Origin of the sequence: Kitasatospora sp. NPDC089797 (genome assembly GCF_040684795.1) — a bacterium.
GTDB lineage: Bacteria > Actinomycetota > Actinomycetes > Streptomycetales > Streptomycetaceae > Kitasatospora.
The window spans coordinates 143,367-161,988 of sequence record NZ_JBFBGS010000003.1; the positions used below are offsets into that span (position 1 = coordinate 143,367).

At 73.4% G+C, this 18,622-nt stretch carries 16 protein-coding genes; 7 read left to right on the forward strand and 9 right to left on the reverse strand.

From position 1 onward, the window contains the following. The first annotated feature begins 180 nt into the window (after window positions 1–180). Complete coding sequence (galE, locus tag AB0O91_RS03965; RefSeq protein ID WP_363427552.1) at window positions 181–1,167, forward strand: UDP-glucose 4-epimerase GalE; 987 nt, start codon at window positions 181–183, stop codon at window positions 1,165–1,167. Window positions 1,168–1,200: 33 nt separating this feature from the next. Here the strand turns inward: galE and AB0O91_RS03970 are convergent, their stop codons facing one another. Further along, window positions 1,201–3,597 carry a PQQ-binding-like beta-propeller repeat protein gene (locus tag AB0O91_RS03970; protein WP_363427554.1) on the reverse strand — a complete coding sequence of 799 codons (2,397 nt, stop codon included), beginning with the start codon at window positions 3,595–3,597 and terminating at the stop codon, window positions 1,201–1,203. Between the two features lie 427 nt (window positions 3,598–4,024). Here AB0O91_RS03970 and AB0O91_RS03975 point away from each other — a divergent pair, with 427 nt between their 5' ends. After that, window positions 4,025–4,672, forward strand: coding sequence for a TetR family transcriptional regulator (locus tag AB0O91_RS03975; protein WP_188307623.1), 648 nt, complete (start codon window positions 4,025–4,027; stop codon window positions 4,670–4,672). Between the two features lie 343 nt (window positions 4,673–5,015). Here the strand turns inward: AB0O91_RS03975 and AB0O91_RS03980 are convergent, their stop codons facing one another. The 6 genes from AB0O91_RS03980 to AB0O91_RS04005 form a co-directional block, all read right to left on the reverse strand. Further along, window positions 5,016–5,960: a beta-ketoacyl-ACP synthase III gene (locus AB0O91_RS03980; protein WP_363427556.1), complete on the reverse strand. Its 945-nt coding sequence runs from the start codon at window positions 5,958–5,960 to the stop codon at window positions 5,016–5,018. A gap of 123 nt (window positions 5,961–6,083) precedes the next feature. Next, window positions 6,084–6,896 (reverse strand): L,D-transpeptidase family protein, encoded by an 813-nt coding sequence (locus tag AB0O91_RS03985; protein ID WP_363427761.1) that lies wholly within the window; start codon window positions 6,894–6,896, stop codon window positions 6,084–6,086. Between the two features lie 583 nt (window positions 6,897–7,479). Beyond that, window positions 7,480–8,643 carry an aminofutalosine synthase MqnE gene (gene mqnE, locus AB0O91_RS03990; RefSeq protein ID WP_363427558.1) on the reverse strand — a complete coding sequence of 388 codons (1,164 nt, stop codon included), beginning with the start codon at window positions 8,641–8,643 and terminating at the stop codon, window positions 7,480–7,482. Window positions 8,644–8,766: 123 nt separating this feature from the next. After that, complete coding sequence (locus AB0O91_RS03995; RefSeq protein ID WP_363427560.1) at window positions 8,767–9,774, reverse strand: threonine/serine dehydratase; 1,008 nt, start codon at window positions 9,772–9,774, stop codon at window positions 8,767–8,769. Window positions 9,775–9,778: 4 nt separating this feature from the next. Next, entirely contained in the window at window positions 9,779–10,237 is a 459-nt protein-coding gene (locus AB0O91_RS04000; protein WP_030055719.1) for an Lrp/AsnC family transcriptional regulator, read from the reverse strand. Window positions 10,238–10,356: 119 nt separating this feature from the next. Next, window positions 10,357–11,031, reverse strand: a complete 675-nt coding sequence (locus AB0O91_RS04005; protein ID WP_363427562.1) for a UbiX family flavin prenyltransferase — start codon at window positions 11,029–11,031, stop codon at window positions 10,357–10,359. 90 nt (window positions 11,032–11,121) lie between these two features. Between AB0O91_RS04005 and AB0O91_RS04010 the strand changes: the two genes are divergently transcribed. The 3 genes from AB0O91_RS04010 (at window position 11,122) to AB0O91_RS04020 (ending at window position 15,064) form a co-directional block, all read left to right on the forward strand. Further along, the gene (locus AB0O91_RS04010; RefSeq protein ID WP_363427564.1) at window positions 11,122–11,868 is read left to right on the forward strand and encodes a cyclase family protein; all 747 of its coding nucleotides are present in this window, start codon (window positions 11,122–11,124) and stop codon (window positions 11,866–11,868) included. Between the two features lie 104 nt (window positions 11,869–11,972). Then, a complete protein-coding gene (locus tag AB0O91_RS04015) occupies window positions 11,973–12,689 on the forward strand; it encodes an MOSC N-terminal beta barrel domain-containing protein (protein ID WP_363427566.1) in 717 nt (238 codons plus the stop codon). A gap of 305 nt (window positions 12,690–12,994) precedes the next feature. Further along, on the forward strand, window positions 12,995–15,064 hold the full coding sequence (locus AB0O91_RS04020) for an LPXTG cell wall anchor domain-containing protein (RefSeq protein WP_363427568.1): 2,070 nt from the start codon (window positions 12,995–12,997) through the stop codon (window positions 15,062–15,064). Window positions 15,065–15,159: 95 nt separating this feature from the next. On the opposite strand, the gene AB0O91_RS04025 is transcribed toward AB0O91_RS04020, so the two are convergent. Together AB0O91_RS04025 and AB0O91_RS04030 are read right to left on the reverse strand one after the other, a co-directional pair. After that, window positions 15,160–15,528: a VOC family protein gene (locus tag AB0O91_RS04025; RefSeq protein ID WP_363427570.1), complete on the reverse strand. Its 369-nt coding sequence runs from the start codon at window positions 15,526–15,528 to the stop codon at window positions 15,160–15,162. A gap of 8 nt (window positions 15,529–15,536) precedes the next feature. Beyond that, a complete protein-coding gene (locus AB0O91_RS04030; RefSeq protein WP_363427572.1) occupies window positions 15,537–16,340 on the reverse strand; it encodes a TetR/AcrR family transcriptional regulator in 804 nt (267 codons plus the stop codon). A gap of 97 nt (window positions 16,341–16,437) precedes the next feature. Here AB0O91_RS04030 and AB0O91_RS04035 point away from each other — a divergent pair, with 97 nt between their 5' ends. Together AB0O91_RS04035 and AB0O91_RS04040 are read left to right on the forward strand one after the other, a co-directional pair. Next, the gene (locus AB0O91_RS04035; RefSeq protein WP_363427574.1) at window positions 16,438–17,664 is read left to right on the forward strand and encodes an FAD-dependent oxidoreductase; all 1,227 of its coding nucleotides are present in this window, start codon (window positions 16,438–16,440) and stop codon (window positions 17,662–17,664) included. Between the two features lie 78 nt (window positions 17,665–17,742). Continuing rightward, the gene (locus tag AB0O91_RS04040) at window positions 17,743–18,498 is read left to right on the forward strand and encodes an alpha/beta hydrolase (protein ID WP_363427576.1); all 756 of its coding nucleotides are present in this window, start codon (window positions 17,743–17,745) and stop codon (window positions 18,496–18,498) included. Window positions 18,499–18,622 lie beyond the last annotated feature (124 nt).

Sequence of the window (18,622 nt, forward strand, 5' to 3'; positions counted from 1 at the left end):
GCCGGCAGCGGGCGGTTGTGTTCCTTCGTTCGGCTCACCTGGCTGCCTCCGATTCGTCACCGCGCCGGGGCGCGGGCATGAGAGCACGGAAATCTTTGTCAGCATTTCACCGATTTGTCCGTTTTCCCGGTTCGACTCGCCCGAGGCCGGTGGCCGAAACCGAACGCCTAGGATTGCCGCATGACTTGGTTGATCACCGGCGGTGCCGGATACATCGGTGGGCACGTCGTCCGCCAGCTGCTCGACGCCGGCGAGCGCGTCGCCGTCCTGGACGACCTGAGCACCGGCGACGCCTCCCGGGTGCCGGCCGGCGTCCCGCTGATCGAGGGCTCCACCCTGGACCGCACCGTCCTGGACGCCGCGATCCGCGAGCACGGCATCGAGGGCATCCTGCACTTCGCCGCCAAGAAGCAGGTCGGCGAGTCGGTCGAGCAGCCCTTCCTGTACTACCGCGAGAACATGATCGGCCTGCAGACGGTGCTGGAGGCCGCGGCCGAGGGCGGCGTCAAGCGCTTCCTGTTCTCCTCCTCCGCCGCCGTCTACGGCATGCCGGACGTCGACCTGGTCACCGAGTCCACCCCGTGCGCCCCGATGAGCCCCTACGGCGAGACCAAGCTGGCCGGCGAGTGGCTGGTCGCCGCGGCCGGCAAGGCCCACGGGATCTCCACCGTGGCCCTGCGCTACTTCAACGTGGCCGGCGCCGCCTCGCCCGAGCTCTCCGACGCCGGGGTGTTCAACCTGATCCCGATGGTCTTCGAGCGGCTGACCGCCGGCGAGGCGCCGCGGGTGTTCGGCGACGACTACGCGACCCCGGACGGCACCTGCGTCCGCGACTTCATCCACGTCTCCGACATCGCCTCGGCCCACGTGGCGGCCGCCAAGCGGCTGGCCGCCGACCCGGCCGGCGAGACCGCGCTGGTGCTCAACATCGGCCGCGGCGAGGGTGTCAGCGTCAAGGAGATGATCGAGGCCATCGGCAAGGTCACCGGCTACGACACCACCCCTGCGGTGACCCCGCGCCGCCCCGGCGACCCGGCCCGGGTGGTGGCCGCCGCCGACCTGATCCACCGCGAGCTGGGCTGGAGCGCGCGCCACGACGTGACCGACATGGTCTCCTCCGCGTGGGAGGGCTGGTGCAGCCGCCACCCCGGGGCCCGCAAGGCCTGACGTAGCACCACCGGCCGGCGGTGTCCGCCCCGCTCAGCGGGCGGGCACCGCCGTGCCGTAGTAGGCGTCCAGCGCGTACACGCAGCGGTCCTTGGAGCCGACGAAGACCCGCCCGCCGACCGCCACCGGGGAGCCGGTCAGCTCGCCCTTGGTGCCGAGCTCCCAGCGCAGCTGACCGGTCGCCAGGTCCAGGGTGTGCAGCGAGTGGTCCCGGCTGCCCAGGTGCACCAGGCCGTCGGCCAGCGCCGGGGAGCCGACGATCTCGCCGCGCGCGGTGTAGCGCCAGCGCTCCCGGCCGGTCGCCGCCTCGAAGGCGTACAGCACCTCGCCGCTGCCGACCAGCACCATGCCCTCCCCGACCACCACCGGTTCGGCGCCCTGGCGACTGCCGGTGACCCCGCGCCAGCGGTCCAGGCCGGTGGCCGCGTCCAGCGCGTAGACGGTGCCCAGGTAGTCCGCCACGTAGACGGCGTCGCCGTCCAGGGCCGGCGGGGTGAACAGCACCACCGGGGCGTCGAAGCGCCAGCGCTCGGCCCCGCTGGCCGCGTCCAGCGCGTACACCCTGGTCCCGGCCGTCACGTACAGCACCCCGCCGCGCTCCACCGGGCGCGAGGGCACCTCCTCGCCGACCTGGAAGGACCAGCGCAGGCCCGCGCCCCGGCCGTCCACGCAGCGCAGCCGTCCGGCGCCGTAGTAGTAGACGGCGCCGCCCACCAGGGTCGGGCCGGACTGCGGGTTCTCGTAGTCCTGCTGGGCGTCGTCGGCGCGCCACAGCTCGGCGCCGGTGGCCGCCGCGCGCAGTTGGACGCCGCCCCCGCGCACCCCGCAGCAGAGCACGCCGTCGGCGGCGGACAGCGAGTAGACCCAGCCGTCCAGCGAGGTGCGCCAGCGCTCGGTGCCGTCCGCGACGTCCACGGTGTACAGGTGCGGGCCGTCCGCGGCGTGCACCCGGCCGGCGTCCACCGCGAGCGCCCAGGCGACGTCCCGGGTCTTGTAGCGGCGCTCGCCGGAGGCGATGTCCAGCGCGTGCACCTCGAAGCTGGAGACGAAGAGCGTGCCGTCGGCGACCACCGGCGTGCCCCAGACGTCGTTGGACATCCGGAACCGCCAGGGGCGCCAGCGCACGGCCGGAGCCGGCGGCGTCGGGCTCGGAGGCGGGGTCGGCACCGCCCGGCGGACCCAGTCGGTCGTGGCCGGGGCGGTGCTCGGGCCGGACTGCTCGTACTCGGCCCGCGGCCCCGGGCCTATCCGCACCGAGGCGCCGGACAGCTGCACCTCGACGGACATCCCGCCGGTGGGCGCGCGGTGCTTGTTCTTGGACGGGATCTTCGCGGTCGGGATCTCCGCGTCCGAGGCCCCCGGCCGCGGCCCGGCGTGCACCGGCCCGGTGGGCGGCGCATGGCCGGCCCCCGGGTAGGTGCGCGGGTCGTCCGGGCCCGGGTGCTGCGGCGGTACGGGCGGCTGCGGCGGCGGGCCCTGGGGGTGCGGCGGCCGCAGCGGCTCGACCGGGCCGGAGTGCGGGCGCGGCGGGGCGACCGGGCGGCGGCCGCGCTTGCTCTCGATCAGCGCCAGCGCGTGGGCGGGCAGCCAGTCACCGGCCTCGCCGGAGGCGTCGTCCCGGGAGAACAGGTGCGGGGCCAGCTCGGCCTGGATCTGCGCCGGGGTGGGCCGCCGCTCGGGCGCCTGCTGCATGCAGGCCCGGACCAGGTCCATCAGCTCGGGCGCCATGCCGGTCAGGTCCGGCTCCTCGCGCAGCAGCTGGAACACCGTCTCGACCGGATTGGTGCCGCGGAACGGCGGGTGCCCGGTGGCGCAGAAGACCATCAGCGAGCCGAGCGAGAAGACGTCGCTGGCGCCCCGGACGGTGCGGCTGTCCCGGGCCTGCTCCGGGGACATGTAGGCGGGGGTGCCGACCGCGACGTTGGTCATGGTCAGCCGGGTGCTGGAGACGCCGGCCGCGATGCCGAAGTCGATCACCTTGGGGCCGTCCTCGACCACCAGGACGTTCGAGGGCTTGAGGTCGCGGTGGACCAGCCCGGCCGCGTGGATCGACTGGAGGGCCTCGGCGATGCCCGCGACCAGCCAGCGGGTGGCCTCCACCGGCAGCGGGCCGCACTCCTCGACCAGGTCCTCCAGCGAGGGCGCCGGGATGTACGCGGTGGCCAGCCAGGGCACCCGGGCGTCCGCGTCGGCGTCCACCACGGCCGCGGTGTAGAAACCGCCGACGGTCTTGGCCGCCGCGATCTCACGGGCGAAGCGGACCCGGAACAGCTCGTCCTCGGCCAGCTCCCCCCGGACGGTCTTGATGGCCACCCGGCGCCCGGAGGCGGAGCGCGCCAGGTAGACCAGCCCCATCCCGCCCGCCCCCAGCCGCCCCAGCACCTCGAAGGGCCCGATCCGCCTCGGATCGTGCGCCGTCAGCTGGTCCACTCCGCAGCCACCTCCCCGTCGTCCGCACCCGCCGCGTGGTGCCGGACCCGATTCTCCAATGCCGCCCCGCGCATCTCCAACCTCCCCTACCGGGAGACGGCCGCAGCCCCGTGCCACGACGCCCCGCTGGTCAGCCGGGACGGAACGGCCGGATTCTGACGCCCGCTCCGACCGCGGCTTGCGCCCCGGGGCCCGGACCGTCGGAGTGTCACCCCGCACGACTGGTCACGCTCTGTCACTCGATCACCCCTCAGCGGACTCGCCGTCACGCTATGGGGTCAAAAGCACACGGGGGGGCTTCAAGAGCGCCTTCGGAGCCCGGTGAATATCCGTCCGAAGCGGTTCAGGCCGCTATAGCAACCCCCCGTGCGGAGTAATAGTCGCATCACCGAATCGCGCCAAGATCGTGCCACGGTAAGCTGACGGCATGACAGGACAAGTTCGCACCGTCGACGGTCGCGTCGCCGGGCGACGCGGACAGGAGACGCGGCAGAAGCTGCTCGACTGCCTCCGCGAGATGCTCAGCACGTCGCCCTATCGGGACGTCAAGGTCATCGACGTCGCCCGTATGGCGGGTACCTCCCCCGCGACCTTCTACCAGTACTTCCCGGATGTCGAGGGCGCAGTCCTCGAAATCGCCGAGGAAATGGCCAAGGACTCCGACACCCTCAAAGAGCTGGTGGCCGGAAAGTCCTGGGCAGGGAAGTCCGGACCGACCACTTCGGAAGAACTGGTCGACGGATTCCTCGCCTTCTGGCGCAAGAACGACGCCATTCTCCGAGTGGTCACGCTCGGTGCCGCAGAAGGGGACAAGCGGTTCTTCAAGATCCGCATGACCGTCCTCAACTCGGTCGCCAAGCCACTCGCCGAGGCCGTCAAGGAACTCCAGGCGAAGGGTCAGGCCGACAAGTCGCTCGATCCCAACGCCGTCGCCGGGGCCCTGGTCTCGTTGCTCGCTTCGGCGGCCGAGCACCAGAAGGCCTTCACCTCCTGGGGCGTCAAGGTCAAGGACCTCAAGCCCAACCTCGCTCCCCTGGTGTACCTGGGCGTCACCGGCAAGAAGGCGCCCAAGTAGGACCAGCCGTTCGATCCACCATCCGCTCCGCGCAGCCCCGGCCTCCTGTCCGGGGAACGACGGACGGCGGCCGTGTCCTCGGGGGAGGTCCGCCGACGTACCGCACGCGCGCCAGACATGCCGGTGGGCGGGCACCCCTCACACAGGGTGCCCGCCCACAGGTATGTGGTTCGCCACCTCGCCATCGCCTCCGCAGCGCCGACCGTCGCCCGAGCGGGCGAGTCACCCGCCCCGAGCCGAAGGGCCGCGCCGGTGCCGAAAGGGAGAAGCGACAAGCGAGGAACGAGCGCCGGAGCGCCGACCGTCGGCACCGGACAAGAGCGGCCCGGAGGCGAGCGGCGAGTTACGGACAGCGCACGACCTGGCCCGCGTAGGCCAGCCCGCCGCCGAAGCCGAAGAGCAGGACCGGGTCGCCCGGGGAGAGCGCGCCGCGCTCGACCAGCTTGGAGAAGGCGAGCGGGATCGAGGCGGCCGAGGTGTTGCCCGAGTCGACCACGTCCCGGGCCACCACCGCGTCGGCGAGGCCGAGCTTGTTGGCGATCGCGTCGATGATCCGCAGGTTGGCCTGGTGCGGGACGAAGCCCTTCAGCTCGGCCGGGTCGATCCCGGCGCGCTCGCAGGCCTGCCGGGCCAGCGGGGCGAGCTGGGTGGTGGCCCAGCGGAACACCGACTGGCCCTGCTGGCTGATCACCGGGTCCCAGCCGGTGATCACCACGGCGTCGCCCCGTTCCGGCTCGGAGCCCCAGACCACCGGCCCGATGCCGGGCTCGGCGCCCTCCGGCTGGGCCTCGACCACCGCGGCGCCCGCGCCGTCGCCGAAGATCACGCAGGTGGACCGGTCGGTCCAGTCGAGCGTGTCGGACATCCGTTCGGCGCCGATCACCAGGGCGCGGCGCGCCGCGCCGGCCCGGATCGCGTGGTCGGCGGTGGCCAGGGCGTACGAGAAGCCGGAGCAGACCGTGTTGATGTCGTACGCGGCGGGCGCCCGGACGCCCAGCCGGGCCGCCACCGCGGCGGCGGTGTTGGGGCTGCGCTCGATCGCGGTGCAGGTGGCGACCACGACCAGGTCGATCTCCTCCGCCGTCCGGCCGCTGTTGGCCAGCGCCTTCTGCGCGGCTTCGGCGGCGAGGTCGACCAGGGACTCGCCCTCGGCGATGTGCCGGGTGCGGATGCCCACCCGGGTACGGATCCACTCGTCATCGGTGTCGACGAGTGCCGCCAGGTCGTCGTTGGAGAGGACCTTGGGGGGCTGGTAGTGCCCGAGTGCCACAATGCGCGAACCGCTCATGCTGCCATGGAACCGGGTTACCCGCTGGTCAGCCGGGCACGACCGGCTACAGGATCCGCGCCGACGATCTGTAGGGGGTCCACAAGACCCTTGGGGCGCCTGGGTCCCGGCCGTACGCCGTGGTCAGGCCGCCAGCGAGGCGGCGTCGCCCATCACGATCACCGGGTGGGCGGTCGGGTCCAGGGTGCGGATCAGCTGGGCCATCTTGTCCTCGGGTATGGACACGCACCCGTGGGTCGGGCCGTCGTGGTCGACGTGCAGCCAGATCCCGCCGCCCTTCTTGCTGCCCATCGGGCGGCGCATGTCGAGCGGGGAGCTGCCGGCGACCCGGTTGTAGTTGATCGCGACCACGTAGTCGAAGGAGCCGGCCAGCTGGTCGCCGAAGAAGCCCGTGCCGGAGACCACGAAGCTCGGGTCCTTGTCGTACGGGAGCTTGCTGCCGGGGTCGGCGTTGCGGCCGCCCGCGTCGGTGAGGTCGAAGACGCCGATCGGGCTGCGCAGGTCGCCCTCGTTGTGGTCGGCTGTCCAGCCGTTCTTGCCGTTGTGGCCCTGCCAGGTCTCTCCGGCCAGCCAGCGGCCCTCGGGGGTGCGGGTCCACAGGGTGACGCTGTTCCGGTCGGTGTCCTTGCCCTGCCCGGTGGCGACGACGACCTGGGTGGTCGCGGCCGGGATCTTCGCGGTGAAGGCGGCGCCGAGCCCGGGTATCGCGGTCAGCGAACCGTCCGGGCGGGCCTCGCTGCGGCCGGCGGCCGCGGGCGCGGACTGCCGGTCGGTGGCGGCCTGGACGGCGGCGGGGGCGGGCGACGCGGGGTGGTCGGGCTTGCTGACGCCCTCCGGTCCGTGGCCGTCGGCGGCGGTGGCGACGGCCGTGGCGCCGTCCTGGCCGACGGTGTACCAGCCCGCGGCGGCGGCGACCAGCAGCGCGGTACCGGCCATCACGGCCTTGCCGTGGCGCTTCTGCTTGGCCTTGCGCCGGCGGCCCCGGGCGGCGGCCCGGCCCCCCGGGGCGGGGGCCGCGGAGGCGAGGGGCACGACCGGGGCCAGCTGTTCGTGGACCGGCTCCTGGTGCGGCGCATCCCCGTACACCGGCTCCGGGTACTCGGCCTGCGGGTACTCCGCCTGCCGGTACTCCGACTGCCAGTGGTCCGGCTGCCCGTACACCGACTCCGGGTACTCCGGCTGGACGACGTAGGGCTGGAACGGCTGGTCGTACGCCTCGAAGTACCCGTCGGCCGGCTGCGGGCAGTCTCCGTAGCCGTCCTGCGGCACCTGCTGCGGGTAGGGCTGGTACGCGCTGTACGGCGCCTCGTGCGACTGCTGCGGCACCCCGTACACCGGTTCCTGCATCGGCTCGTACGGCGGGTACTCGGTGGCGCGATGAGAACCGGACATGCCGTCGATCCTGCCAAACGCCCTACCCGTTGGTAAACCCGGGTCACGTGCGGGAGCCGTGAAGACGCCGCCGCCCGGACCGCGGGTGCGGTCCGGGCGGCGGCGGGCCCACCGGAGTGTGCGCAGGTCAGAGGCGCATCGCCTGCGGGGTCTCGCGGCGCGTCAGGTCCGGGCCCTCGTACTCGCGGATGATCTCGTAGCGGGTGTTGCGCTCCACCGGGCGGAAGCCGGCGTCCCGGATCAGGCCGAGCAGGTCGTCGCGGCCGAGCTTGTTCGGGGTGCCGAAGTTGTCCGCGTCGTGGGTGATCTTGTACTCGACCACCGAGCCGTCCATGTCGTCCGCGCCGTGGCTGAGCGCCAGCTGGGCGGTGGTGACGCCGTGCATCACCCAGAAGACCTTGACGTGCGGGACGTTGTCGAAGAGCAGCCGGGAGACCGCGAAGGTCTTCAGTGCCTCGGCGCCGGTGGCCATCTCGGTACGGGCCATCAGCTTGTTGCGCACGACGCCGTCCTTGGAGTCGTGGAAGTCGTGCTGGTAGCGCAGCGGGATGAAGACCTGGAAGCCGCCGGTCTCGTCCTGCAGCTCACGCAGCCGCAGCACGTGGTCGACCCGGTGGCGGGGCTCCTCGATGTGGCCGTACAGCATGGTGGCCGGGGTCTTGAGGCCCTTGCTGTGCGCCAGGCGGTGGATCCGCGACCAGTCCTCCCAGTGGGTGTCGTGGTCGACGATGTGCTGGCGGACCTCCCAGTCGAAGATCTCCGCGCCGCCGCCGGTCAGCGACTCCAGACCGGCGTCGATCAGCTCGTCCAGGATCTCGTCGGCGGGCAGGCCGCTGATCTTCTCGAACCAGTGGATCTCGGTCGCGGTGAAGGCCTTCAGCGAGACGTTCGGCAGCGCCGCCTTCAGCTCCCGCAGCGAGCGCGGGTAGTAGCGCCACGGCAGGGTCGGGTGCAGGCCGTTGACGATGTGCAGCTCGGTGAGGGACTCGCTCTCCATCGCCTTGGCGAGGCGGACGGCCTCCTCGATGCGCATCGTGTAGGCGTCCTTCTCGCCCGGCTTGCGCTGGAACGAGCAGTACGCGCAGGACGCGTTGCACACGTTCGTCATGTTGAGGTGGCGGTTGACGTTGAAGTGGACGACGTCGCCGTTCTTCCGCGTCCGCACGTGGTGCGCCAGCCCGCCCAGCCAGGCCAGGTCGTCGCTCTCGTAGAGCGCGATCCCGTCCTCGCGGGTCAGCCGCTCACCCGCGTAGACCTTCGCCTCCAGCTCGCGCTTCAGCCCTGCGTCCATGCGGTGGCCCGCCTCCTCCGACATTCGATTCCTTGCCGGACACGAGGTTACGTCACTCGCCCGCTCGCCTCCGGGCCGCTCCGACCCGGTGCCGACGGTCCTCACTCCGGCGCTCCTGCGTCGCTAGTCGCTCGTCGCTTTCGGCACCGGCGCGGCCTTCGGCTCGGGGCGGGCCGCCAAGAGCTCCGCGAGCAGTGTCGGGTCGATGTTGCCACCGCTGACCACGGCGGCCACCCGGCGGCCACCGGTCTCGGCGGCCCGGTGGAAGTACGCGGCCGGGGCGACCGCGCCGGAGGGCTCGGCGACCAGCCGGCCGCGGCGGGCCAGCAGGGCGACGGTGGAGCGGATCTCGTCCTCGGTGACGGTGACGATGTCGTCCACGTAGGCGGTGATGTGCGCGTACGGCAGCACGCCGACCGAGGGGGTGCGCAGCCCGTCCGCGACCGTCCGGTAGGTGTCCGCGACCGGCCACTCGACCCGGCGCCCGGAGCGCAGGCTCTCCTGCGCGTCGGCGGCCAGCTCCGGCTCCACGCCGATCACCCGGATCTCCGGGCGGCTGAGCTTCAGCGCGGCCGCCGTCCCGCCGATCAGGCCGCCGCCGCTGACCGGCACCAGGACGGTGTCCAGCCCGGCGGGGGCGTCCTCGGCGATCTCCAGGCCGACCGTGCCCTGGCCCGCGATGATGAACGGGTCGTCGTAGGGCGGCACCCAGACGTAGCCGAACCGCTCGGCGAGGTCGCCGGGCAGGGTGTCCCGCTCCGCCGGTGGGACGAGGATCACCTCCGCGCCGTACGAGCGGGTGGCCTCGACCTTCACCGCCGGCGAGGTGTCCGGCATCACGATCACGGCCTTGATGTCGAGCAGCTGCGCCGCGTAGGCGACCGCCTGGGCGTGGTTGCCGCTGGACTGGGCGACCACGCCGCGGGCGCGCTCCTCGGGGTCGAGCGCGGCCAGCCGGTTGTAGGCGCCGCGGGTCTTGAAGGCCCCGGTCGGCTGGAGGTTCTCCGGCTTCAGCCAGAGCCGCCGCTCGCCCTCGGCCGCCCAGGGGGCGGGGACCAGCGGGGTGCGCACGGCCACCCCGGCGATCCGCTCCCGGGCCGCGTGCAGCTCCTCCAGACCGACCAGTGCCATCTCGTCACTCTCCTACGGGGGGGAGTTCGCTCACCCGGTTCTCCCACTTCGTGGAGAGTACGACGGTGGTGCGGGTCCGGGCCACGCCCTTCGTGCCCGAGATCCGCTTCACCACCGACTCCAGGCCGGCCACGTCGGCCACCCGGACCTTGAGCATGTAGGAGTCGTCGCCCGCGATGAACCAGCAGTCCTCGACCTCGTTGAGGTCCTTCAGCCGGAACGCGACGTCCTCGTGGTCGGCCGCGTCCGTGAGCTGAAGGCCGATCAGGGCCGTGACGCCGAAGCCGAGCGAGGCCGGGTTGACCGTCGCGCGGTAGCCGGTGATCACACCGGCCTGCTCCAGGCGGTTGATCCGGTCCGTGACGCTCGGGCCGGAGAGCCCGACCAACCGGCCCAGCTCGGCGTAGGACGCACGGCCGTTCTCCCGGAGCGCCTGGATGAGCTGTCTGTCCACCGTGTCCATATACCGTCCGCGTCCTTCCGAACCTCACCAGACCCACAGATCATTATCCGGATTCCAAGGCGCCATGCGCTGACCGACCCGGATATCGCAGAGAAGATACTCTCCCGCCCTCGGTCTCCTTACTCCCCCTCAGCCCCAGCGGCCTGCCCGTCGCCGGCTTCGCGGGCCGCCGCGCCCAACTCGCCCTCCCAGCGCAGGTACAGGGAATGCGGCACGTCGACGGCGTCCAGCACCCGGCCGGCCACGAAATCGACGAGTTCGCGCACGGTGGAACCGCCGGCGTAGAAACCGGGCGCGGCGGGCAGGACGACGGCGCCCTGCGCGTCGAGCTCCACCAAGTGCTTCAACGTCACCCCGTTGAGTGGCGTCTCGCGCACGCACACGACGAGCGGGCGGCGCTCCTTGAGGGTGACGCTGGCCACCCGCTGCAGCAGGTCCTTGCTCAGGCCGAGGGCGATCCCGGCCACCGCACCGGTGGTCGCGGGGACCACCAGCATGCCCTTGGCGGGGTACGAGCCGCTGGACGGGCCGGCCGCGAAGTCCCCGGCGGACCAGTACCGGACGTCGTCCAGGCCGTCCTCGGTGCCCAGCCACCGCGCCAGGTCGGCGCGCCAGTGGGCGTCCCGGAAGGAGATGCCGGTCTCGTCCAGGATGGTGAGCCGGGCCGCCCGGCTGACGATCAGGTCCACCGCCTCGCCGGCGGCGAGCAGGGCCCGGATCACCGAGGCCGCGTACGGCGTCCCCGACGCTCCCGAGACCCCGACCACCCACGGCTGACGCTTCGCAGTTCCCATGGGGCAATTCTGTCCCGCCCCGACCTGCGGCTTCGCCCCGGGCACGGCGGAGCGGGCCCGCGCGGGCGCGCCCCCTGGGAGGATGGGCCCATGGCAGCGACCCTCGTCGACCTCACCCATCAGGTGACCACCGCGATGCCGGTCTACCCCGGCGATCCGGCCGTCCTGCTGGCGCCCGCGCTCACCACCGCCACCGCCGGGGTGAACGTGCTGGCCCTGCACCTCGGCTCGCAGTCCGGGACGCACGTGGACGCGCCGTACCACGTGGACGTCACCTGGCCGACCCTGGACGGGCTGCCGCTGGAGCGGTTCACCGGCCCCGCCGTGGTCGCCGACCTGCGCGGGCTGGAGCCCCGGACGGCCGTCACCCCGGAGCTGCTGGCGCCCGCGCTGGAGCGCTGCGGCGAGGGCTCCGTCCTGTTGCTGGCCACCGGCTGGGCCCGGCACTGGGGCACGGACGCCTACCTCGCCCACCCCAGCCTGACCGCGGCCGCCGCCGAGGCGATCGTGGCCGCCGGGGTGCGGACGGTCGGCGTGGACGCGCTGAGCGTGGACCCCACCCCCGATCCGGGGCCGGAGGACCCGGCGGTGGCCGCGCTGCTCGCCGACCTCACCGACGAGCACGACGGCCCCGACCCGGTGGAGGAGCCGACGCTGGCCGCCCACCGGGTGCTGCTGGGGGCGAGCGGCGGCGGGGTGATCGCCGAGAACCTGACCGACCTGCGGGCCCTGCTGGAGGCGCAGGAGGCCGGCCGGCCGGTGGAGGTCTCGCTGTTCCCGCTGCGGCTGGTGGCGGCCGACGGGGCACCGGTGCGGGCGGTGGCCCGGCTGGGCTGACCGACCGCCGCGGCCGCCGCCGGGACGCCCCGGGCGCACCGTCCTTCCCCGGGGCGGTACTTGGTCTAGACCATCCCCCGGTGGCGCCACTAGGCTGTCCGGCCATGGCTGAGATCATCGGAGTGGTCGAGCGACTCTGGCGCTACCCCGTGAAATCCACCGGCGGCGAACGGCTCGACTCCGTCGACGTGGACGTCCGCGGCCTGGCCGGGGACCGCCTCTACGCCGTCCGCGACGCCTCCGGCAAGCTCGGCTCCGGCAAGAACACCCGGCGCTTCCGCCGGATGGACGGCCTGCTCCGGCTCTCCGCCCGCCTCGGCCGCCGGATCGACGGCCCCGAGCTGTTCGACCCGCTGGGCCGGCCGGTCGACCACCCGGCCGCCTTCCTGCGCGCCTACCTCCAGCGCGCGGACGTGGAACTCGCCCGCGAGGACGCGGTCTCGCACTTCGACCGGCTGCCGGTCAGCCTGCTCACCACGGCCACCCTGGACTGGGTCCGCGAGGCCGTCCCGTTCGCCGCGGTGGACGAACGGCGCTTCCGCCCCAACATCGTGCTGCGCACCCCACCGGGCACCCCGCCGTTCGTCGAGGACGCCTGGCTCGGCCGCCAGGCCCACGGAGAGGCCCCGGACAGCGCCCGGCTCGCCTTCGTCGCCTCCAGCGAGCGCTGCGCGATGACCGGCGCCCCGCAGCCCGGACTGCCGCACGCGCCGGAGATCCTCAAGGCGATCGTGCACGCCCACGACGGCCGGCTGGACGCGCTCGCCGAGGTCGCCGCCCCCGGGCGGCTCCGGCTGGGCGACCGCCTGGTGCTGGACTGAGCCGTCGGGCTGTCGGGCTGTCGGGCTGTCGGGCTGTCAGACTGCCGGGCCGTCAGGCCGCTGACGGAAGAAAGCGCAGGTCGGAGCGGTCTCGGAGATTTCCGGAAAAAACTTCGAACCCACCTGCAACCCCCGTGACCCTTGCACGTCTATCTCAGTGAGCGGCGGGGGAACCCGCCGCGGCGGACCGCAGGCGACACCGGGGACACCACCCCGGACCGCGGCTCCCGCCAAGACCACAGCTGCTCGACCGGCGGCGGAGACCGACCGGTGAAACACCCTGGGGGGTATACATCATGTCCGTTGTGCGTGTTCGTCGTTCCGGCTCCACCGTCCTCACCGCCGCCACCCTGGGCGTGCTGCTGGCCACCGGCGCCGTGGTGGCCTCCCCGGCCGCCTACGCCGCGGCCCCGGCCGCCGCCGCGACCACCGCGGCCACCGCGGACGCGCCGACGCTGACGGTCGCCCCGCCGACCTCGTTCGGCAACGGCGGCAAGCCGGTCGAGTTCACCGAGACCGTCACCAACCCGGGCACCGCCGACGCCAGTTACACGCTGAAGCTCGACGCCGCCGACGGCTACGCCCGCTCGACCGGCCGCATCACCGTCGAGCGCCAGGACGCGGGCGCCTGGAAGCCGGTCGACCTGGCCTTCAGCCAGGACAACGCCGGCTTCCACTTCACCGGCGAGATCCCGGGCGTGACCGTCGCCGCCGGTGGCAGCACGACCGTCCGGCTGCGGATCGCCGCCCCGCTCAACAACGACTGGGCCGGGATGAGCTCCACCGTCAAGCTGGACTCCGCCGTCGTGGACCCGGCCTCGAAGACCGTCCTCACCCAGAACACCAAGAACATCTCGCTCAAGGCCCTCGACGTGCAGACCAAGGGCGCGCCCAGCAGCGCCGTCCCCGGCGGCGCCCCGGCCGAGTTCGACGTGGTCGTCACCAACTCCAGCGCCTCCGCCTACGACAACGCCTCGACCGTCGTCAACGTCGACGGCCGCAGCACCCTCCAGGTGCAGAAGGCCGACGGCAGCTGGGAGGCCGTCACCGGTGTGCCGAGCACCCAGCCGGGCTCCCCCATGGTCAGCTACCACCTCACCGCGGACCGGACCCTGGCCGCCGACAGCATCGTCGTCAAGCACGTCCGCCTGGCCTTCACCGCCGGTGCCCCGCTCGGCCGGACGTACGTCAACCCGTGGGTCGTCCTCGGCGAGGACGGCGGCTACCCCGCCTACATCGGTGTCCAGGGCTTCCCCGTCGACCTGACCGCCGCCCCGTCGCTGTCGGTGCAGGAGCCCGCGTCGATCGGCAACGGCGGCAAGCCGGTCGAGTTCACCGAGACCGTCACCAACCCGGGCACCGCCGCCGCCACCTACACGCTGAAGCTCGACGTCGGCAACGGCTACGCCCGTTCGAAGGACCGCATCACCGTCGAGCGCCGGGACGGCGACAGCTGGAAGCCCGTCGACCTGGCCTTCAGCCAGGACAACACCGGCTTCCACTTCACCGGCGAGATCCCGGGCGTGACCGTCGCCGCCGGCGGCAGCACGACCGTCCCGCTGCGCATCGCCGCCCCGCTCAACAACGACTGGGCCGGGATGAGCTCCACCGTCAAGCTGGACTCCACGGTCGTGGACCCGGCCTCGAAGACCGTCCTCACCCAGAACACCAAGTCCGTCCCGCTCAAGGCCCTCGACGTGCAGACCAAGGGCGCGCCCAGCAGCGCCGTCATCGGTGGCGCCCCGGCCGAGTTCGACGTCACCTTCACCAACTCCAGCGCCTCGGACTACGACAACTTCTCGCCCGTCGTCCAGACCGACAAGCGCAGCGTCTTCCAGGTGCAGCAGGCCGACGGCAGTTGGGCGACCCTCACCGGCACCCCGGTCAGCCAGCCCGGCTCCCCCGAGGTCACCTACCACCTCGCCGCGGACAAGAACCTGGCCGCCAACACCACGGTCACCAAGCACGTCCGCCTCGCCTTCACCCTCGACGCCCCGCTCGGCCGGACCTCCGTCAACCCCGCGGCCATCCTCGGCGAGGGCGGCGGCTACCCTGCCTACGTCGGCCCCCAGGGCTTCGCGGTCGACGTCACCACCGCCCCGCTCGGCACCGCCGGGAAGGGCTCCGCCACCGGCGGCGACACCGCCGTCAAGGCGGGCTTCACCACCTCCGACGGCGGGTCGAACGCCGCGGGCACCACCGGTGGCACGGGCGGCACCGACAGCAGCGCCGGCTCCACCGACACCCAGCTCGCGGGCGGCGCCCTGGCCCACACCGGTGCGGACGGCATGCTGGCGTCCGCCGCGGCCGCCGCCGGCCTGCTCGCCAGCGGCATCGGCGCGGTCCTCTTCGGGCGTCGCCGCCGCAGCGCCTGATCCCCGCCCTCCGGGCGATCCGAGCCCCGACCCCCGGCACCGTCCGGGGGCCGGGGCTCCGGCGTTCCCGCCCGGCGGGATCCGGAGGAGCGGGCCTACCCGCGGATCAGGCAGAACGGGTGCCCGGCCGGGTCGGCGTAGACCCGCCAGCCGCCCGCGTCGTGCAGCCGGGTGGCGCCGAGCGGGAGCAGCCGGGCCTCGGCGGCGTCGAGGTCCGGCACGTCGATGTCCAGGTGGGCCTGGGACGGGTGTTCCGGGTCGGGCCAGCGGGGCGGACGGTGGTCGGCGACGCCCTGGAAGCAGAGCACCGTGCCGTCGTCCAGGTGCAGGGTGGACCAGTCGGCGTCGAGCGACCAGCGGCGGTCCGGGCGGTCGACCTCGCCGCCCAGCAGCTCGGCGTAGAAGCGGGCGAGCGCGGCCGGGGCCGGGCAGTCGAGCACCAGGCACTGCAGTCTGCCGATCACGGGTCTCCTCAGGGGGTGTCGTCCTCCCCGGATTCTGCCGCCGGCAGGGCGACGGCCCGCAGGAAGGCGTCCGCGAACAGCTCGACGGTCTCCTCCACCGAGGGCAGGTCGGAGCCGAGCAGGGGTTCCAGGGCGGGCCGGAGCACCAGGTGGTTGATCAGCGGGCCGAACATCAGCTGGGTCAGCACCGGGAGCGGCAGCGGGCGCAGCCGGCCGGCCTCGATGTGCGGCAGCAGCAGCCGGGAGATGCCGTCGAGCATCCGCGGCAGGTGGGTCTCCAGGATCCGGGAGGCGGGGCCGTCGGGTCTGCCGAAGAGGTCGGCGAACATCGCCGGGACGACCCGCGGATCGCGGACGAGGGCCGCGGCGAAGGTGCGGTGGAGCGCCCGGACGGTGGCCTCCAGGCCGACCGGCGGGTCGGCGGCCAGCGCCTCCAGGTCGGGCAGCGGGCCGTACTGGAGGAAGACGGCGGCGATCAGGCCGTCCCGCCCCTCGAAGACGGTGTGCAGGCTGGGCAGCGAGCACCCGGCCCGGTCGGCCACGGCGTCCAGGGTCACCCCGGCGAGGCCGCGTTCGGCGACCAGCCGGCCCGCCGCCTCGATCGCCCGCTCCCGCACCGGGGGCCGGCCGCCCGGGTCGACGCCGGTCCGCCGGACGGCCTCGTCCAGCGGGGCCCGGGAGCCGCCGAGCCGGCGCAGCAGGGTGCTGCGCGAGATGCCGGCCGCCGAGGCGATCGCCGTCAGCGGGACATCCGCGACGTCCCGTCCCCGTTCCTTCGCCGCGGTGAGCGCGGCCGTCACCAGATCGTCCATGTGACACAGAGTACTACTTGACACCTGAGACTGTCCCAGAGATGCTCTAAAGGCGAGTTCCATGCAGGATCGGCAAGGGATCGAAGGGGAGAGAGCCATGAGCGTCGTCATCTCCGGGGGCGGACCGGCCGGAATGATGCTGGGCCTGATGCTGGCCCGCGCGGGCGTCGAGGTGACCGTGCTGGAGAAGCACGGCGACTTCCTGCGCGACTTCCGCGGGGACACCGTCCACGCGTCCACCGTGCGGCTGATGGACGAGCTCGGCCTCGGCCGGAAGTTCGCCCGGCTGCCGCAGAGCAGGCTCGGCGACATGGTGATACCGGCACCCGGGGGCGGCACGGTGGCGCTGAGCGCCTACGACCGGCTGCCCGCGCCGTACAACTACATCGCGATGATGCCGCAGTGGGACCTGCTCGACTTCCTGGTCCAGGAGGCGCAGCGGGAGCCCACCTTCAGCGTGCGGATGAACACCGAGGCGACCGGACTGCTCCGCGAGGGCGGCCGGGTCGTCGGCGTCCGCTACCGCACCCGGGACGGCGAGGAGGGCGAACTCCGCGCCGCGCTCACCGTCGCCGCCGACGGCCGCCACTCCACCCTGCGCCGGGAGGCCGGACTGCAGCCCCGGGAGTACCGGGTGCCCTTCGACGTCTGGTGGTTCCGGCTCCCCCGGCACCTCCACGAGCAGGCCGAGAAGCCCAGCCTCGTCCCCGGCTTCGGCAACGGCGAGCTGGCGATCAGCCTCACCCGCGACGACTACTTCCAGATCGGTTACTTCAAGCCCAAGGGCTCCGACGCCCAGCTGCGCGCCGAGGGCGTCGAGCGGTTCCGCGCCCGGATCGCCGGGATCTTCCCGCAGTACGCGGACCGGGTCGACCAGTTGGCCGCGATGGAGGACGTCCACCTGCTCGACGTCAAGCTCAACCGGCTCGAACGCTGGTACGTCGACGGCCTGCTGCTGATCGGCGACGCCGCCCACGCGATGTCTCCGGCCGGCGGGGTCGGCATCAACCTCGCCATCCAGGACGCCGTCGCCGCCGCCACCCTGCTCGCCGAACCGCTGCGCCGCGGCCGCCCGACCGTCGCCGCCCTGGCCCGGGTCCAACGGCGCCGTGAGTGGCCGACCGTGGTCATCCAGCGCCTCCAACGGCTCCTGCACCAGATCATGTTCGTCCCGACGCTCTCCGGCCGCCGGGCCGGACCGCCGGTCGCCTTCGCCGCCCTCGCCCAGCGGGTGCCCGCCGTCCGACTGGGCATCTCCCGGCTCATCGCCCTCGGGCCGCGCCCCGAACACGCCCCGGCCTTCGCCCGCCGCCCCGCGGCCTGACCGGGCCCGCCCGAACGGCCGGTCCGCCACCCCGGACCGGCCGTTCGGGCGGGCGGATTCCGGGGAAGGACCGAGGACATGACGATCCCTCACCGTCTCACCGGCACCGGCGACCACCCCGTCCTCGTCCTGCACGACTGGTTCGGCACCAGCGCGGACTGGGGCCCCTTCCTCGACTACCTCGACGGCGGCACCTTCAGCTACGCCTTCCTCGACTACCGCGGCTACGGCGACCGCAAGGACGTGACCGGCGCGTACACGCTCGCCGAGATAGCCGCCGACGCGCTCGCCCTCGCCGACCAGCTCGGCTGGGACCGCTTCTCGCTGGTCGGCCACTCGATGGGCGGCAAGGCGGCCCAACAGGTGCTGGCCGAGGCCCCGTTGCGGGTGCGCAAGCTGGTCGGCCTGGCGCCGGTGCCGGCCGGGACGTACCCGTTGGACGAGGCCGGCGAGCGGCTGTTCTACGGCGCCGCCGAGGACCGGGAGAAGCGGTACGCGATCCTCGACCTGGTCACCGGGCAGCGGGCCGGCCGGGTCTGGCTGGACCGGATGGTCGACCGGTCGCTGCGGGTGTCGACCGCCGAGGCCTTCGGCCGCTACGTCCGGGACTGGGCGACGGCCGACCTGGAGCGCCGGGTCAGCGGGAACCCCGTACCGGTCAAGGTGATCGTCGGCGCGTACGACCTCGCGCTGACCGCCGACGTGATGCGCGGCACCTGGCTGGAGCACTTCCCCAACGCCGAGCTGGAGGAGCTCGACGGCAGCGGGCACTACCCGATGTACGAGACGCCGGTGGCGCTGGCCACGTCGCTGGAGTCCTTCCTGCACAACTGACCGGCGCCCCGGGCCGGTTCGGCGGGTGCGGGGAGACGCCCGGAGCGCCCCCCGCACCCGGCCCCGGCGGGGCGCGCCGCCGGCGGTAGACGATGGCGCATGAACGGGAGACCCGCGCGCATGG

What these genes read in the sequence shown, in the direction of transcription:
- AB0O91_RS04010 (WP_363427564.1), top strand. Translation starts at nt 11,122, where the DNA reads ATGGCAGCGACCCTCGTCGACCTCACCCATCAGGTGACCACCGCGATG.
- AB0O91_RS04000 (WP_030055719.1), bottom strand. Translation starts at nt 10,237, where the DNA reads ATGGACACGGTGGACAGACAGCTCATCCAGGCGCTCCGGGAGAACGGC.
- AB0O91_RS04035 (WP_363427574.1), top strand. Translation starts at nt 16,438, where the DNA reads ATGAGCGTCGTCATCTCCGGGGGCGGACCGGCCGGAATGATGCTGGGC.
- AB0O91_RS03975 (WP_188307623.1), top strand. Translation starts at nt 4,025, where the DNA reads ATGACAGGACAAGTTCGCACCGTCGACGGTCGCGTCGCCGGGCGACGC.
- AB0O91_RS04030 (WP_363427572.1), bottom strand. Translation starts at nt 16,340, where the DNA reads ATGGACGATCTGGTGACGGCCGCGCTCACCGCGGCGAAGGAACGGGGA.
- AB0O91_RS03995 (WP_363427560.1), bottom strand. Translation starts at nt 9,774, where the DNA reads ATGGCACTGGTCGGTCTGGAGGAGCTGCACGCGGCCCGGGAGCGGATC.
- AB0O91_RS04015 (WP_363427566.1), top strand. Translation starts at nt 11,973, where the DNA reads ATGGCTGAGATCATCGGAGTGGTCGAGCGACTCTGGCGCTACCCCGTG.
- galE (WP_363427552.1), top strand. Translation starts at nt 181, where the DNA reads ATGACTTGGTTGATCACCGGCGGTGCCGGATACATCGGTGGGCACGTC.
- AB0O91_RS03980 (WP_363427556.1), bottom strand. Translation starts at nt 5,960, where the DNA reads ATGAGCGGTTCGCGCATTGTGGCACTCGGGCACTACCAGCCCCCCAAG.
- AB0O91_RS03985 (WP_363427761.1), bottom strand. Translation starts at nt 6,896, where the DNA reads ATGGCCGGTACCGCGCTGCTGGTCGCCGCCGCCGCGGGCTGGTACACC.
- mqnE (WP_363427558.1), bottom strand. Translation starts at nt 8,643, where the DNA reads ATGGACGCAGGGCTGAAGCGCGAGCTGGAGGCGAAGGTCTACGCGGGT.
- AB0O91_RS04005 (WP_363427562.1), bottom strand. Translation starts at nt 11,031, where the DNA reads ATGGGAACTGCGAAGCGTCAGCCGTGGGTGGTCGGGGTCTCGGGAGCG.
- AB0O91_RS04040 (WP_363427576.1), top strand. Translation starts at nt 17,743, where the DNA reads ATGACGATCCCTCACCGTCTCACCGGCACCGGCGACCACCCCGTCCTC.